Raw genomic sequence first — 15,668 nt, 5'->3', positions numbered from 1 at the left:
CATCAAGCGGCGCTCGGTACGCCGCTGTGGAAGCGGAACTCGGAGTCAGGGCTTTCGATCAGTTCGCGCTCACGTTCACGAACGCGAACGATGGTTGCATCGATGTCCGCTGCCTCTCCATAGAGGTAGGCCAGCTTCAGGTAATCCTGAAAGTGCCTCGCTTCGGACTTTAGCAGCCCGTAGTAGAACCGCCCGAGCTCGTCGTCGAGGTGTGGCACCAGCACCGCAAAACGCTCACAAGAGCGAGCTTCGATGAATGCGCCAATCACCAGCGTATCGGTTAGACGGTAGGGTTCGTGGTTGCGTACCAACTCGCGCAAACCGGCGGCATAACGGGAAGAGCCAATATTGCGCAAACCGATTTCGCGCTTGCGGATGATCGAGAGCACCTGCTCGAAATGCCGCAATTCTTCTCTGGCCAAACGCGACATTTTGTTCTGCAAGTCGGGCTTATCGACGTAGCGAAACATCAACTGGAAGGCCGCGCCCGCAGCCTTCTTCTCGCAGTTGCCATGATCGATCAGCATCACGTCCTGGTTCTGCAGCGCAACGTCGACCCACGCCGAAGGTGTCACACAGCCAAGGAATTCATTCAGTTCAGGGAGCATGAGGTCTTGGTATTCATGAAGGAAATGAAAGCGGCGAACCGCATGAAGTCGTTCGCCCGCCGCGCATTATACGAGCCCGGCAATCAACGACCAGCGCTGCTTGATATGGATCAGTGGCTGTCGTGCAACCCTTGTCTATAGTGAAACCGTCCGATCACCCAAACGGAGCCGATCATGCAAGCCATACGCTGCATCCTCGTGGTAATTGACCCGAAACTTTCCGAAAACCTGGCGTTGAAAAGAGCGCGACTGATTTCCAGCGTCAGCCAGTCCCGGTTGCACTTGCTGATCTGCGACGCCAAACAGGACCACAGCAGCTACCTCGAGCGCTTGCGTCAAGAGCTTGAAGATCAGGGCCACGCCGTCACGGCAGGCCAGGCCTGGCATGAGAACCTTTACCAGACCATCATCAGCGTTCAGCAAGCCGAAGGCTGTGGCCTGGTGATCAAACAGCATATTGCCGACAACCCACTGAAACGCGCCCTGCTGACGCCTGATGACTGGAAGCTATTGCGCTATTGCCCTTGCCCGGTGCTGATGGTCAAAACCGAAGCGCCGTGGACGGGCGGCAACATTCTCGCCGCGGTAGATGTTGGCAATGCCGACATCGAGCATCGGACACTTCACTCCAGCATCATCAACTATGGCTACCAGATTGCCTCGCTCGCCGAGGGCACTTTACATGTGATCAGCGCTCATCCGTCGGCGATGCTGTCCTCCGCTGATCCCGCGTTTCAGCTCAAGGAAACGATAGAAGCCCGCTACCGCAACGCTTGCCGGCAATTTCAGACCGAGTTCGACATACCTGATGGCCAGCTGCACATCGAGGAAGGGCCTGCGGACGCTCTGATCCCTCGCGTGTGCCACCAGCTTCAGGCTGCCGTCACGGTCATCGGTACTGTCGCCCGAACTGGATTCTCCGGAGCCCTGATGGGCAACACTGCAGAGGTAGTGCTCGACACACTGGAAAGTGATGTTCTGGTGCTCAAGCCAGAAGACATCATCGACCACCTTGAAGAGCTCGTGGCCCGCCGCTAGGGCCATAAGCCGAGGTTGGCCAACACCTTCCTCGGCTATCCGAGCCCTAGCGCGCCATGTCCTGCAGAAACCGGGGGGCAATGTAACGCTGGTAGTGGGCTTCAGACAGGAGAAAGAACTCCCGATCGATCGCATCACGGAGTTCAGGCAAGGACCAATCGCGAAACTCCGGCAGTAGCACGACGCCGTAGGCTTCGAGCTGCTGAATGACCCTCGCGCCCCGTGCGATCAATTGATACGCCCAACAGTAGGCCGACTGGTCTGCAACGAAGCGAATCTGTCGGCTTTCCAGCTGAGAACGCAACAGCGTCGCATCGAAAACTTCCAGCTTGGCCGCCATCACCTGCGCAAGCAGTACCTCCAGGCGCTGCCAGACCGAGCGTTTGACTTCTTCGCTGTAGCCATTCCAGTTCACCACTTCATGATGAAACCGTTTGCATCCGCGGCAGACAAGATCGCCATAAACAGTGGAGCAAAGGCCGACGCAAGGTGTTTTGATTCGCTGATTGGACATGGCGGGCGATGGATCGATGAACAGCGCCGCATCTTAGACTTTTGTCCAAGCCGGGTCACTGACCAATCCAAGGCACGCCTTCAAAAGAGGCCCTGCAGCCCACGGATCACGGGCCTCATCCGAAACAGCCAGCGACCTCCTGTTAGCGCCGCCACGGCCGCGCCTTGGCGTTTCACTTAACTTTGCGGGCCCGTTCCAGTAGAATCGGCCCGCCGTTTTAGGCGCCACAATCCGCAAGAAGCTGTTTTCAAAGCGTCACGAGCACAGTTATCCGGCTACTCCGCCGGGTGCGCAGATCCCTCTCACCTGCGCGCCCGGTTCTCAACCCGGCGTAAAACTTTGAAAACAGCTTCCGGATGCGCGTCCCGAGACACCCATGGGACCAATGATGAGGGTATAAAACTGTGCTTGAAGCCTATCGCAAACACGTAGAAGAGCGTGCCGCTCAGGGCGTCGTGCCCCAGCCACTGAACGCCGAGCAGACCGCGGGCCTGGTCGAACTCCTGAAAAACCCGCCTGCCGGCGAAGAACAATTTCTCCTTGATCTGATCACCAACCGCGTTCCTGCGGGCGTGGACGAAGCCGCTTACGTCAAGGCCGGCTTCCTTGCCGCCATCGCCAAAGGCGAAGCCACCTCGCCGCTGATCAGCAAGCAGCACGCCGTTGAGTTGCTGGGCACCATGCAGGGCGGTTACAACATCGTCACGCTGGTCGACCTGCTCGATGACGCCGAACTGTCCGACACCACTGCAGCGCAACTCAAGCACACCCTGCTGATGTTCGATGCTTTCCACGATGTCGCTGAAAAAGCCAAAGCCGGCAATGCCAACGCCAAAGCTGTTCTGCAGTCCTGGGCGGAAGGCGAGTGGTTCAAGAACCGCGCCCCCGTTGCCGAGAAGGTCACCCTGACCGTATTCAAGGTTACTGGTGAAACCAACACCGACGATCTGTCCCCGGCACCAGACGCCTGGTCGCGCCCGGACATCCCGCTGCACGCGCTGGCGATGCTGAAAATGGCTCGCGACGGCATCAACCCCGACGCTCCCGGCTCGGTTGGTCCGCTCAAGCAGATGCAAGAGCTGCAAACCAAAGGCTTCCCTGTCGCCTACGTTGGTGACGTGGTCGGCACCGGTTCTTCGCGTAAATCCGCTACCAACTCGGTACTGTGGTTCTTTGGAGACGACATCCCGAACGTGCCGAACAAGCGTGCCGGCGGTTTCTGCTTTGGTACCAAGATCGCGCCGATCTTCTACAACACCATGGAAGACGCCGGCGCACTGCCGATCGAGTTCGATTGCTCCGACCTGGCAATGGGCGACGTAATCGACGTCTACCCGTACAAAGGCGAAGTCCGCCGCCATGATAGCGATGAGCTGGTCACCACTTTCCAGTTGAAAACTGACGTCCTGCTCGACGAAGTGCGCGCTGGCGGCCGTATTCCGCTGATCATCGGTCGCGGTCTGACCGAGAAAGCACGCGCCGAACTGGGCATGGGTCCGACTGACCTGTTCAAGAAGCCGGAAGCGCCGGCAGAAAGCAACAAGGGCTTCACGCTCGCCCAGAAGATGGTCGGTCGCGCCTGCGGTCTGCCGGAAGGCAAAGGCGTCCGTCCGGGCACCTATTGCGAACCGAAGATGACCACCGTCGGCTCCCAGGACACCACTGGCCCGATGACTCGCGACGAGCTGAAGGACCTGGCTTGCCTCGGCTTCTCTGCCGACTTGGTGATGCAGTCCTTCTGCCATACCGCGGCTTATCCGAAGCCGATCGATGTCACCACTCACCACACCCTGCCGGACTTCATCATGACCCGCGGCGGTGTTTCCCTGCGTCCCGGCGACGGCATCATCCACAGCTGGCTGAACCGCATGCTGCTGCCGGATACTGTCGGAACCGGCGGTGACTCACACACCCGTTTCCCGATGGGGATCTCCTTCCCGGCCGGTTCCGGTCTGGTCGCCTTTGCCGCAGCCACCGGTGTCATGCCGCTGGACATGCCGGAGTCGGTACTCGTTCGCTTCAAGGGCAAGATGCAGCCTGGCATCACCCTGCGCGACCTGGTTCATGCGATTCCGTATTACGCAATCCAGAAAGGTCTGCTGACCGTAGAGAAGAAAGGTAAGAAGAATATCTTCTCCGGCCGCATTCTCGAGATCGAGGGCCTCAACGAGCTGACCGTAGAACAGGCGTTCGAGCTGTCTGACGCCTCGGCAGAGCGCTCTGCTGCCGGCTGCACCATCAAGCTGCCGGAAGCGGCGATCGCCGAATACCTGCAGTCGAACATCACCCTGCTGCGCTGGATGATCAGCGAAGGCTACGGCGATGCTCGTACGCTGGAGCGTCGCGCACAGGCCATGGAAGCCTGGCTGGCCCAGCCGGAGCTGCTGGCTGCCGATGCGGATGCCGAATACGCCGAGATCATCGAGATCGACCTGTCCGAAGTTACTGAGCCTGTGCTCTGTGCACCGAATGACCCGGACGACGCTCGCCTGCTCTCGACCGTTCAAGGCGAGAAGATCGACGAAGTGTTCATCGGGTCGTGCATGACCAACATTGGTCACTTCCGCGCCGCCGGCAAGTTGCTGGACAAGGTCGAAGGTGCTCTACCGACACGCCTGTGGCTGTCGCCTCCGACCAAGATGGACCAGCATCAGCTGACCGAGGAAGGTTATTACGGCATCTACGGCCGTGCCGGTGCGCGACTGGAAATGCCGGGCTGCTCGCTGTGCATGGGTAACCAGGCACGTGTTGAAACCGGCTCGACAGTCGTCTCCACCTCGACTCGTAACTTCCCCAACCGCCTCGGCGACGCGACCAATGTGTACCTGGCTTCTGCCGAACTGGCAGCTGTTGCTTCGATTCTTGGCCGTCTGCCGACTGTCGAGGAGTACATGGTCTACGCTGCTCAGATCGACACCATGGCGGCTGACGTTTACCGCTACCTGAGCTTCGATCAAATTGCCGAATTCCGCGAGTCTGCGGCGAAGGCAAAGATCGACGTGGTTGCCGTTTGACGCTTCAGTGACAACGCTCAGATCGCAGGCTGTCTAGAGCAGCCTGACGACGAAGCGGTAGATGAGTGAGCGCCCCGACTGGTTCGGGGCGTTTGCTTTTGTGGACCTCATACAACTGCCGGCGCAGCTATGCGACAATAGCGGCACTGTCTGGCATGAACCCCTACCTTTATCCCAACAGCTCGGCCTTGCGCACGAATGCTGCTGCCAACGTACGCCCGCCGGATCAACGCTGAGGGGGATTTGGGCGAACGAGCAACAACGCTCGCTCCAAGCATGCACAAGCCGATACCTAACACTCTGAAACCCGCGAGATAGAGCTTCTTGATTTCTACAGCTAACATCACCATGCAGTTTGGCGCCAAGCCGCTGTTTGAAAACGTCTCCGTCAAATTTGGCAATGGCAATCGCTACGGCCTGATCGGCGCCAACGGGTCCGGCAAGTCGACGTTCATGAAAATCCTCGGTGGCGATCTTGAGCCGTCCGCAGGCCAGGTCATGCTCGAGCCCAACGTGCGCCTCGGCAAGCTGCGGCAGGATCAGTTCGCCTACGAGGACTTCAATGTCATCGACACGGTGATCATGGGTCATGAGGAGCTGTGGAAGGTCAAGGCCGAACGCGAGCGCATCTATTCGTTGCCAGAAATGAGCGAAGAAGACGGCATGGCGGTGGCAGAGCTGGAAACCGATTTCGCCGAGATGGACGGTTATACGGCCGAGTCTCGCGCTGGTGAGCTGCTGCTGGGCCTGGGTATTCCTCTGGAGCAGCATTTCGGCCCGATGAGCGAGGTAGCCCCCGGCTGGAAACTGCGCGTGTTGCTGGCGCAGGCACTGTTTTCCGACCCTGAAGTGCTGCTGCTCGACGAACCAACCAACCACCTGGACATTCACACCATCCGCTGGCTGGAAAACGTACTCACGGCGCGTAACAGCACCATGATCATCATCTCCCACGACCGCCACTTCCTGAACAGCGTGTGCACGCACATGGCGGACCTGGATTACTGCGAGTTGCGCCTGTTCCCTGGCAACTACGACGAGTACATGACCGCGGCGACCCAATCACGCGAGCAGCTGCTGTCGGACAACGCAAAGAAGAAGGCGCAAATCGCCGAACTGCAGACCTTTGTCAGCCGCTTCTCGGCCAACGCCTCCAAGGCCAAGCAGGCGACTTCACGGGCCAAGCAAATCGACAAGATTCAGCTGGCCGAGGTCAAGCCGTCCAGCCGTGTCAGCCCCTTCATCCGGTTCGAGCAAACCAAGAAGCTGCACCGCCAGGCTGTGACCGTGGAGCATGTGGCCAAGGGCTTTGACGGCAAAACGCTGTTCAAGAATTTCAGCTTCACGGTCGAGGCCGGAGAGCGCGTAGCCATCATCGGCCCTAACGGGATTGGCAAGACCACCCTGCTGCGCACGCTGGTTGGCGAGCTGCAACCCGATGCGGGTTCGGTGAAGTGGACCGAGAGCGCCGAACTCGGCTACTACGCTCAGGATCACGCCGATGACTTCGAAGACGATGTCACGCTGTTCGACTGGATGAGTCAATGGACGCAAGGTGGCGAGCAGGTCGTGCGCGGCACGCTCGGTCGCATGCTGTTCTCCAACGACGAAATCCTGAAATCCGTCCGGGTGATATCCGGTGGCGAACAGGGCCGCATGCTCTTCGGCAAGTTGATCTTGAAAAAGCCCAACGTGCTGCTGATGGACGAACCTACGAACCACCTCGATATGGAATCGATCGAGGCGCTCAACCTTGCACTGGAGAACTATCCGGGCACTCTTATCTTCGTCAGCCATGACCGGGAGTTTGTCGGGTCGCTAGCGACCCGCATTATCGAGCTGTCGGCTTCGGGCGTGACCGACTTCAGCGGAACGTACGATGACTACCTGCGCAGCCTCGGCGTGATCTAAAGGTCCGCAACGCACGAAAGCGCCCCGCTAATCCGGGGCGCTTTTGGATCTGCTGTCGTTGGTTTTATGTACTCAGAACTGCGGCAGGAGTCGATACATGCTCTGGAGATACAGGTAGTCCAGCCACGCGGCCTGATGAACGATAACGATCAGCCAGAACACCAGCTGGAATGAGAATTTACGGGTCTTGTGGCGCAATGCCTGCTGAGCGATCAACGCACCCGGCCAGCCACCCAGCAACTCAACCAGATGCAGGCGGGCCTCGGGTGTACGCCGGCCGCTACGCAGTGCGCTGCGCTTGTCGTGCAGGTAGAGCCCAAAGGCCAACAGGCTACCCAAGAGATAGGCACAGAGCGGCCAGTAGCTACCCTGCCCCGCCATACGAAAAAGCCCGAGCGCCGGTAAAAGACAGAGCAGAATCAACCCTAGGAGTTTTAGGGGCGGCCACCTTATCGCCCCGTTGCGCCGAGGCCTTGCTTGCGACTTGGCCCTTGGTTGGGTGCTTCTATTCTGCGCGGACTGGATCGCTACCCCAGGCGGCTTTCGTCGAATGGCCGGCTCGTCTAAAGACAGCCCTGCGTCCAGGCGGAGATGCGTGGCGCGCAGGCGTCCGTTCTCGTCCCGTTCACTGATGTAGAGTACCCGGTCGCCCTGCACCGGACGGCGAGCGCCGCGCATGGCCGAAATATGCGCGAAGATTTCCTCGCTACCCTGTTCCGGCCGAATGAAACCGAATCCCTTTTGATCGTTCCAGCTTTTAAGCTGACCGCGTAATTCCATGGCAAGTGATCCCGCGGGAAAACCGGGGATTCTAGCCGCTTACCTCTGGCGCTACGAGCAGCTAGCCGCTATCGGGCCTGGGTGTAGCGGCGCTCAAGAAAACCGAGAAGAAGCCTGTTGACCTGCTCGGGCTGCTCGCTCTGTATCCAATGACCACAGTCTTCGACGATGTGCTGCTCATGGTCCGAAACCCAGCTGGGCATCTTCTGCAGCGTATGGGCTTCCAGAGTACCGACCGGGTCCTTGTCGCCCAGCAGGAAAAGCGCGGGCTGCTCAACCTTTCGCTCGGCTAACGGCGCTGTGCGCTCCCAGTTACGCTCGAAATTGCGATACCAGTTCAGTGCGCCACGAAAGCCACGCCCCTCGAACGTAGCGAGGTAGACGGCGAACGCGTCCGAAGCGCACCAGGCTGGGGGCGCGCCGGGATCTCGCATGCCCTGATAGAGCGAGCTGCCGGCCGGCTTGTCCTGTAGAAAGAAATCCTTGGGGACCGCCGCCGAAGTGTTGTGCATCATCATCCGCAACGTGCGCGGAATGTCCTGATCCAATTCGGTCTCGGCAACACCAGGCTGCTGAAAGTAAAGAATGTAGTTGAACCGATCAGCGAACTGGCTGCGGATGATCTCTATAGCAGGTCGTTTCGGACGACCACCATAGGGCACGGCCATGGCGGCGATCACTCTGACTCGTTGCGGCTCAAGCAAGGCTAGATGCCAGGCGACCGGTGCGCCCCAATCGTGCCCCACCACTGCTACCGAACGCTGACCAAGCAGGTCCATCGCCGCCTGGATGTCTGCGCAGACGGTCATCAGGTCATAGCTGGAGACATCATCCGGAGCGCTGGTCTGCCCGTAGCCGCGCATTTCAGGGACCAACACCCGATATCCCGCCTCCGCCAGCAGCCGTATCTGGTGGCGCCACGAATACCAACTTTCAGGAAACCCGTGCAGCAACCAGACTACAGGCCCATCCAGGGGACCCGCGCTATAGATGCTGAGTGTGATGCCGTTGACTGATAGAAGCTGATGTTCGAACGAGGGCACGTAAGCGCTCCTTGGCTATCTGTTCAAGCGTGCTCAGCCAGCCGCCGTACTCCAGTCGATCAGGCTGAACTGCCAGGTTCCAAGGATGATGATGCCGAAGATGATTCGATACCAGGCAAATGCCGCGTAGCTATGGTTGCCTATAAATTTCAGCAAGGCTCTGACAGCCACCATCGCAAAGATGAACGATGTAACAAAGCCGATAGCAAACACCGGCAAATCGGCTGGCTGAAAAAGATCTCGATACTTGTAACCCGAGTACACCGCAGCACCGACCATGGTTGGCATGGCCAGGAAGAACGAAAACTCTGTGGCTGCCTTTCGGGACAGCCCGAACAACAATCCACCGATGATCGTTGCACCCGAACGGGAGGTGCCGGGAATGAGAGCCAAGCACTGTGCGAAACCCACCTTCAGGGCCTGGCTCCAGTGCATGTCATCAACCGTTTCGGCCTGCACTTCATGCACTCGCTTTTCAGCCCAGAGCATCACTACGCCACCAATTACCAGTGCGGCAGCAACCGTGATCGGGTTAAACAGGAACTCATGGATGAGATCAGCGAAGGTGACACCAAGCACCACCGCCGGAAAAAACGCGACCAGTAGGTTCCCGGTAAACTTCTGGGCCTGCTTCTGTTTCGGCAGGCCGACTACCACGTCGACTATCTTGCGCCGGTACTCCCATACAACCGCCAGGATGGCGCCTAGCTGAATAATAATGTTGAAAGCCAGCGCTCTTTCCCCGCCGAAACCGATCAGGTCCGCGACGATGATCTGGTGCCCGGTGCTCGATATAGGCAGAAACTCCGTGATGCCTTCCACTACCCCTAGAAGCAACGCCTGAAAGGCAATCCATAGGTCCATCTATTTCCCCAATTTAACGCTGGATTTTATCGCGGCTGAATATGCCACAAAGGTATATGTCAGATAGCCATCTGAGCGCTGTTCTGACTCGCTTTAGCCAAGTAAATTCATTGGTGAACGCGGCCACCCTCATCTTTTTCAACTGACAGCCGAAACGCTATTCATGAGCCATGACCAAAACCGCTGCCTTAACTGTTTTTCAGGGCAGACCGTGTCGCCGCGCTCCACTCCCTATTCGAATAATAAAAAACACAAGACATTAACAGGAGCTTACAACCCTATGAATCTGCTAAGAAACTTCCCGATTAGTAAGCGCCTCTGGCTGATTCCGCTGGTAGCGGTGGTCATGCTCTTCGTGCTTGGCCTGCTGATGATCCAGCAGGTGCGTAGCGACTTGTACAAAGGCAAGCAGGTGATGACGCAAAACATCGTCGAGACCGCGCGAGGCGTACTGACCTATTACCAGCAGCTCGAAGCCAACGGGAGCATGACGACGGCCGAGGCACAGAAAGCCGCAATGGATCAGGTTCGTCTGATTCGCTATGGCCAGAACGACTATTTCTGGATCAACGACATGCAGCCCGTCATGGTCATGCATCCGATGAAACCCGAGCTTGAGGGCCAGAATCTGTCCAAGGTTAAGGATCCGAACGGCAAAGAACTGTTCAACGAGATGGTCAAGATTGCCCAACTCAAAGGTGCCGGCCTGGTTGACTATCAATGGGCGAAGCCCGGCGAGAAAGACCCCGTGCCGAAGATCTCCTATGTCGAGCTGTTCAAGCCATGGGGCTGGATCATAGGTTCGGGGATCTACGTCGACGACGTCGAAGCGGAGTTCCAGAATTATCTAGTACGTTTTTCGATCATTGGCTTGGCAATTGCTGCGCTGATGGCGGTGCTGGTCGCCATTCTCATCCGCAGTATCACTCAGCCATTGCGCCACTCCATGCAGGCGATGGCCAACATTGCCAGCGGCGAAGCCGACCTGACGCGGAACCTCGACGTGTCGGGCAACGACGAATTGACCACCCTTAGCCGCGACTTCAACACCTTCACGGCCAAGCTTCGCTCGGTGATCGGGCAACTGTTTGAAACCTCCGGCGCACTGGAAACCTCCTCTAATGCACTCGGCGGTCTGGCCGGACAGGCGCACAAGCAGAGTCAGCAACAGTCGCAACAAATGGAGCTGGTTGCCACAGCCGTCAACGAGGTCACCTATGCTGTTCAGGAAGTGGCGAAGAATGCTGAACAGGCATCCAATGAAGTAGGTGACGCGGAGAAACAGGCAGGCTTGGGGCAACGAAATATCGAAGCCAGCTTGCAGCAGATCGACCAGCTCTCAACCACCATCAACGAAGCGGTCGGCGTCATCCAGTCGTTAGCTGACGAGACCACCAAGATCGGATCGGTTCTCGAGGTCATCGGATCGATCGCCGATCAGACCAACCTCCTCGCACTAAACGCCGCGATCGAGGCAGCCCGCGCAGGTGAGCAAGGTCGAGGCTTCGCAGTGGTAGCCGACGAGGTTCGCCTGCTTGCGCAACGCACCCAGACCTCAACGGCCGAGATTCACACAATGATCGAACGCCTGCAGAAGAACTCAGGTGCAGCCGTCACGGTGATCATGGAAAGCAGCCGAGCTTCCCAGGCCACCGTGGAGCAAGCGAGTCAGGCCGGGGCAAGCCTTGGCCAAATTGCCCAGGCACTGCGCAACCTGTCGGGATTAAACGCGTCGATAGCCAGCGCTACATTGCAACAAACGCACGTAGTCGAAGACATCAACCAGAATGTCACTCAGGCAGCTGGGTTGGCGCAACAAAGTACACAGGCCGCCGAGCAGTCGAGCGCGGCAGGAGAGCGGCTCGGTGAGCTAGCCGAGCAGTTGAATCGCCTGCTCAGGCAGTTCAAGGTCTGACTACGCAGAATTAGCGCAGCGCTTTGTATACATCGGCCAGATCCAGAACTTGGATCTGGCCGTTTTGTTTTTTACTCCGGTTGCGGCTCTTCGCCACACCCGAAACAACATTAAACGCAGGTTTGAACCGGAATCTACATGTGCCACCTGAAACTAGCTCAACTAAAACAATAACTTAGCTTGCAATTAAGCCGAGAGTGCAAGCTGCAGCTAATGCTAGACCTTTGGCTAATTGCAAAAAAAACCGTAAAACACGAAACAGCCCTGTGACTTATCGGTCCTCTGTGTACATCAATGGATATGTAAGGCCAGCGCCGACAGCTTGGCGGCAGGCTCATATCCGATTTTTGGTTATCACACAGAGAGACATGCCTGATGAACAGCCCGCTTCGCTTTAACGACGCCCTCCTGATTACTGACCGTGCGTTCAAACCATTCCAGTGCGTGGCCTGGACGCTGCTCGAAGGCAACGGCGAGCTCAGTATCACAGTTCTGGATGGCAGCGAATCGCGCACCGTCGGTCATTGCAAACTGGCTAGCCATGTCTACTCCGACCCGATCAAGCTCGGCCAGTCACTGGAGCAGGCACGCGCCGACCTGAGTCGCCAAGGCGTACATTTGGCTCCTTGGCACATGCCCGAATAAAATTGTCCGCGTTTAGATGAGGCCCGGCTGCGCAAGCGCCGGGCCTTTTCGCTTTCAAGTGCCTGATCCGCGCAGGTGCTCCGCTGAGCAGACGGACCCATTCGGGTATTCGACGGTCCCAGCAATAAGCCAATAAACAAGGAGCAGCCCATGAAAGGTGCAGAAGCCTACGTCAATGATCAATGGCATAGCAGCGGTCTGGCCAATCTGCCGGAGGGTGAACAAGGCCATTGCATCACCCTCAAGTTCATCATTCCCCGCGATACGCAGACCACCGGATTGATCACACATGTCTGCGATGTAGCGCAGCAGCATCTGAGCGACTTCTACAAGGGTCGTCAGGTGACGCACAAACCGGTACAGGGCTCGGTAGTGGGTGACGGCAGCGGCGATGGGATCAATCTGATCTTCGACGTTGCACCTGCAAAATGATCAATATCTGCGGACCAAGAGGATGACATCGGCAGTCCTTGACCTTGATGAAGCCAGACGCATCTGCGAAATGGCGTTTTTACCCTGTCATGCAGTGACTCGAGCCGACCACACGGACGGCAGCTTCTCGCTAAGCGTAACCAGTGCGGCAGGTGACGAAGTTCTATCAATCCTACATATCGCGCGATCTCAGTATGCAGACCCGGCCCACTTGGCCGGTTTGCTGGAGGCTGCCCGACTCGAATTGAGCAAGGATGGCGTGAAATTGAGTGCATGGTCCATGCCTGCACAGCCTGGGATTACTGACTGAGCATGATTCAACGGCGCCGAACAGTGAGTATCGGAGCCGGACGGAGCCAATATTTCCGCGATCAGCTGCCGCAATGATCTCGGTGGAGGCGCCGCTACTGACAAGCGGCATGGCATTGGCAGCAAAAATGGAAACAACATTGCTGTTCATGCTGCGCCGTTACGCGAGCCAGAACCCCTGTCGTCCGTGCCGGTCTGTTATTGAGACACAGCGCTTGTGTCAGCACCCTTCTCGTTCGAACCCAGGAGCGCTTATATGATCGGAGACTATTCCTCGATAAATGACCATCTGGAAAGTGCACGACGGCTGGCGGACAGCGCCGAAACAAAGGCGGATCCGGCTATCTATCGCGAGGCAATCGACGAACTTGTAGCCGCGATACGGCTGTTGATGCGTAACAGCCAGGAAAGCGAAGACTGACACCGGCCTCGCCCAGCAAGTCGCCAACAACCACCAGGACAGCCTGGCTGCATTCAACGCACAATCATTGACGCAGCTGGGCTTAGAACGCCGGGCAGAGGCCCTTTCAGGAGCATGCATGCTGATCGATCAGGGCAGCGGGAAGGCGCCGCAATTGGCGGAGGGCGTTCGCCCGCAGCCGGCGGATGAAATGCCGGATACCGGCACGGCCCTCTGCCCTGAGCTACCTACCGATCTGCACTACGTGGACGATCACGGGCCAGGCATCAGCCGCCGAAAGCTCAGAGGTAAATTTGCTTATTTCCTGCCGTCGGGCGAGCGCATCCTTGATGTGCAGGAAATAGCCCGCATCAACAAGCTGGCCATTCCGCCCGCTTATTCCGATGTCTGGATTTGCCCGGATCCTCAAGGTCATATGCAGGCGACTGGACGCGACGCTCGCGGTCGCAAGCAATATCGTTATCACGCTCGCTGGCGAGAGATCCGCGACAGCAGCAAGTACGAACGTGTCCTGTCATTCGGTTCTGCCTTGCCGCGAATGCGTGAGCGCTTGCAGCAGCAGTTGTCCTTGCATGGCATGCCGAGGGAAAAGGTAATGGCGCTGCTGGTGCAGTTGCTCGAATCGACCCTGATCCGTGTTGGCAACTCGCGATACGCAAAAGAAAACCGCTCATATGGGCTGACCACACTGCGAACCCGTCATGTCGATGTACGGGGCGCGGCAATCCGTTTTCAGTTCCGAGGCAAAAGCGGTGTAGAGCATCGCGTGACACTAAAGAACCAGCGCCTGGCGCGCATCATCCGGCGCTGCATGGAGTTGCCAGGTCAGCATTTGTTTCAATACCTGGACGAACATGGTGTGCGTCGGCCAGTCAGCTCCAGTGACGTTAACGCATTCATACAGGAGATGACCGGGGGCGACTTTACCGCCAAGGACTATCGAACCTGGGCAGGGAGTGCCTTGGCGCTGGAATACCTGCGCAAGCGTGAATGGCAACCGGACACCGTGGCGCGCCGCAATCTGGTCGATGTGGTTTCCCAGGTTTCTCGCCAACTCGGTAATACGCCCGCAGTGTGTCGCCAGTGCTACATCCACCCTGACGTGCTTGACGCCTTCGTCGCTGGCGAACTGGCGCAACTGAGCAAGGCGAGAAAGCGCAAGTGGATGAGCAGTGAAGAAGTCACTTTGCTGAAATTTCTGAGCGCCCGCACGAAGGCCTAGTGGTACAGCGTCACCTGATTGCGCCCTGCGGCTTTTGATGAGTACAGGGCGTTGTCTGCGCGCTCAATCAGTTGCGCGTAACCACTGGTTGGCTGGCTAAGGTCCGCAATTCCCAAACTGACGGTGAAGCGAATGCTGTGCCCGTCGTAGACGACCTCATGAGCCGCAATGGTTTGCCGTAACCGTTCAGCAAAGGTCACTGCGCCCTCGCTGTCGGTGTCCGGCAGCAGTACCACGAACTCCTCACCGCCGTAGCGTCCGGCAATATCCGCGTCGCGCATGCACTGCCGAACAAGCTCGGCAGTTTGCTGGATCACGGCATCGCCGGCCTGATGGCCGTAGCTGTCGTTGATCTTCTTGAAGTGGTCGATATCGAACATGACCAGCGCTGCGTTGCGCTCATAGCGAAGATGTCGCGCATAGTCCTGACGCAGCATCTCCTCCCAATGGCCGCGATTGAACAGGCCTGTCAGGCGGTCGGTGCTGGATAGGCGCTGCAGTTCCTGATTCGCCGCTTGTAACTGGCGACGGTTGGTAGCCACATCGGTTACGTCATAGATGATCAGGCAGATCTGTTCGATTCTGCCGTTGAGCGCCTTCAATGGCATCAACGTGGTGTTCTGGTACATGAAATCTTCCAGTCCGGTAATCGGCTGGTAGTTTTTGAATCGCAACAGATACGGCCGCTGCTCCCAGATGGTGAACGACGGAGTCCCGAGCGTAGCGACGTTCTCCACCTTACGGCGAAACCAGTGCTCGTCGACTTCAGGAAACAGCTCAAAGAAGGTTTTCTTGCGCGCCTCTTCGGGCAACCGTCCGGAGCGGTTTTCCATGAACGTATTCCAGACGTCGATGCGATACTCGCGGTCAAGCACCACGACACCCACGTCGATACTCTGGATGATGGCCAGTAACCAGTGAAGTTCGCTTAGATCGTTCGGCTCGGACATGT

Annotated in this window: 14 protein-coding genes; 8 read left to right on the top strand and 6 right to left on the bottom strand. The window is 57.8% G+C overall.

Going from position 1 to position 15,668, the window contains the following annotated elements; all coding sequences use genetic code 11:
- Nucleotides 1–2: 2 nt before the first annotated feature.
- Nucleotides 3–608 (bottom strand): MiaE family protein, encoded by a 606-nt coding sequence (locus tag ACSSNI_RS06160; protein ID WP_200636855.1) that lies wholly within the window; start codon nt 606–608, stop codon nt 3–5.
- A 174-nt stretch (nt 609–782) separates the two neighbouring features.
- On the opposite strand from ACSSNI_RS06160, the gene ACSSNI_RS06155 reads away from it, so the two are divergent.
- Complete coding sequence (locus ACSSNI_RS06155; RefSeq protein ID WP_200636856.1) at nt 783–1,646, top strand: universal stress protein; 864 nt, start codon at nt 783–785, stop codon at nt 1,644–1,646.
- Between the two features lie 46 nt (nt 1,647–1,692).
- Here the strand turns inward: ACSSNI_RS06155 and ACSSNI_RS06150 are convergent, their stop codons facing one another.
- Nucleotides 1,693–2,160, bottom strand: a complete 468-nt coding sequence (locus ACSSNI_RS06150; RefSeq protein ID WP_159968345.1) for a DUF1289 domain-containing protein — start codon at nt 2,158–2,160, stop codon at nt 1,693–1,695.
- A 404-nt stretch (nt 2,161–2,564) separates the two neighbouring features.
- Here ACSSNI_RS06150 and acnB point away from each other — a divergent pair, with 404 nt between their 5' ends.
- The gene (gene acnB / locus ACSSNI_RS06145; protein ID WP_200636857.1) at nt 2,565–5,174 is read left to right on the top strand and encodes a bifunctional aconitate hydratase 2/2-methylisocitrate dehydratase; all 2,610 of its coding nucleotides are present in this window, start codon (nt 2,565–2,567) and stop codon (nt 5,172–5,174) included.
- A gap of 324 nt (nt 5,175–5,498) precedes the next feature.
- Entirely contained in the window at nt 5,499–7,085 is a 1,587-nt protein-coding gene (locus tag ACSSNI_RS06140; RefSeq protein ID WP_200636858.1) for an ABC-F family ATPase, read from the top strand.
- 72 nt (nt 7,086–7,157) lie between these two features.
- Here the strand turns inward: ACSSNI_RS06140 and ACSSNI_RS06135 are convergent, their stop codons facing one another.
- The 3 genes from ACSSNI_RS06135 to ACSSNI_RS06125 all read right to left on the bottom strand — a co-directional run bounded on the left by ACSSNI_RS06135 (nt 7,158) and on the right by ACSSNI_RS06125 (nt 9,772).
- Nucleotides 7,158–7,865, bottom strand: a complete 708-nt coding sequence (locus ACSSNI_RS06135) for a DUF1294 domain-containing protein (protein ID WP_200636859.1) — start codon at nt 7,863–7,865, stop codon at nt 7,158–7,160.
- Between the two features lie 68 nt (nt 7,866–7,933).
- Nucleotides 7,934–8,908 carry an alpha/beta fold hydrolase gene (locus ACSSNI_RS06130; protein WP_200636861.1) on the bottom strand — a complete coding sequence of 325 codons (975 nt, stop codon included), beginning with the start codon at nt 8,906–8,908 and terminating at the stop codon, nt 7,934–7,936.
- Between the two features lie 33 nt (nt 8,909–8,941).
- Complete coding sequence (locus tag ACSSNI_RS06125) at nt 8,942–9,772, bottom strand: undecaprenyl-diphosphate phosphatase (RefSeq protein ID WP_200636863.1); 831 nt, start codon at nt 9,770–9,772, stop codon at nt 8,942–8,944.
- A gap of 280 nt (nt 9,773–10,052) precedes the next feature.
- Here ACSSNI_RS06125 and ACSSNI_RS06120 point away from each other — a divergent pair, with 280 nt between their 5' ends.
- The 5 genes from ACSSNI_RS06120 to ACSSNI_RS06100 all read left to right on the top strand — a co-directional run bounded on the left by ACSSNI_RS06120 (nt 10,053) and on the right by ACSSNI_RS06100 (nt 14,716).
- On the top strand, nt 10,053–11,687 hold the full coding sequence (locus ACSSNI_RS06120; protein ID WP_319297068.1) for a methyl-accepting chemotaxis protein: 1,635 nt from the start codon (nt 10,053–10,055) through the stop codon (nt 11,685–11,687).
- 375 nt (nt 11,688–12,062) lie between these two features.
- Nucleotides 12,063–12,332 carry a hypothetical protein gene (locus tag ACSSNI_RS06115; RefSeq protein ID WP_102835319.1) on the top strand — a complete coding sequence of 90 codons (270 nt, stop codon included), beginning with the start codon at nt 12,063–12,065 and terminating at the stop codon, nt 12,330–12,332.
- Nucleotides 12,333–12,482: 150 nt separating this feature from the next.
- Nucleotides 12,483–12,764, top strand: coding sequence for a hypothetical protein (locus tag ACSSNI_RS06110; RefSeq protein ID WP_148924141.1), 282 nt, complete (start codon nt 12,483–12,485; stop codon nt 12,762–12,764).
- A gap of 565 nt (nt 12,765–13,329) precedes the next feature.
- Entirely contained in the window at nt 13,330–13,494 is a 165-nt protein-coding gene (locus ACSSNI_RS06105; protein WP_164863208.1) for a hypothetical protein, read from the top strand.
- 118 nt (nt 13,495–13,612) lie between these two features.
- Entirely contained in the window at nt 13,613–14,716 is a 1,104-nt protein-coding gene (locus ACSSNI_RS06100) for a DNA topoisomerase IB (RefSeq protein ID WP_159968350.1), read from the top strand.
- Here the strand turns inward: ACSSNI_RS06100 and ACSSNI_RS06095 are convergent.
- Nucleotides 14,713–15,666, bottom strand: coding sequence for a sensor domain-containing diguanylate cyclase (locus tag ACSSNI_RS06095; protein ID WP_159968351.1), 954 nt, complete (start codon nt 15,664–15,666; stop codon nt 14,713–14,715). The genes ACSSNI_RS06100 and ACSSNI_RS06095 overlap by 4 nt on opposite strands.
- Nucleotides 15,667–15,668 lie beyond the last annotated feature (2 nt).

Source organism: Stutzerimonas tianxiuensis, assembly GCF_053470365.1.
The sequence above is the reverse complement of the archived record's forward strand: the minus strand, read 5'-3'. Positions and strand labels throughout refer to the sequence as shown.

Bases quoted from the DNA above. Each gene is read 5' to 3' on its own strand.
- ACSSNI_RS06160 (WP_200636855.1), bottom strand. From the start codon at position 608: ATGCTCCCTGAACTGAATGAATTCCTTGGCTGTGTGACACCTTCGGCG.
- ACSSNI_RS06155 (WP_200636856.1), top strand. From the start codon at position 783: ATGCAAGCCATACGCTGCATCCTCGTGGTAATTGACCCGAAACTTTCC.
- ACSSNI_RS06150 (WP_159968345.1), bottom strand. From the start codon at position 2,160: ATGTCCAATCAGCGAATCAAAACACCTTGCGTCGGCCTTTGCTCCACT.
- ACSSNI_RS06135 (WP_200636859.1), bottom strand. From the start codon at position 7,865: ATGGAATTACGCGGTCAGCTTAAAAGCTGGAACGATCAAAAGGGATTC.
- ACSSNI_RS06125 (WP_200636863.1), bottom strand. From the start codon at position 9,772: ATGGACCTATGGATTGCCTTTCAGGCGTTGCTTCTAGGGGTAGTGGAA.
- ACSSNI_RS06120 (WP_319297068.1), top strand. From the start codon at position 10,053: ATGAATCTGCTAAGAAACTTCCCGATTAGTAAGCGCCTCTGGCTGATT.
- ACSSNI_RS06115 (WP_102835319.1), top strand. From the start codon at position 12,063: ATGAACAGCCCGCTTCGCTTTAACGACGCCCTCCTGATTACTGACCGT.
- ACSSNI_RS06110 (WP_148924141.1), top strand. From the start codon at position 12,483: ATGAAAGGTGCAGAAGCCTACGTCAATGATCAATGGCATAGCAGCGGT.
- ACSSNI_RS06105 (WP_164863208.1), top strand. From the start codon at position 13,330: ATGATCGGAGACTATTCCTCGATAAATGACCATCTGGAAAGTGCACGA.
- ACSSNI_RS06100 (WP_159968350.1), top strand. From the start codon at position 13,613: ATGCTGATCGATCAGGGCAGCGGGAAGGCGCCGCAATTGGCGGAGGGC.
- ACSSNI_RS06095 (WP_159968351.1), bottom strand. From the start codon at position 15,666: ATGTCCGAGCCGAACGATCTAAGCGAACTTCACTGGTTACTGGCCATC.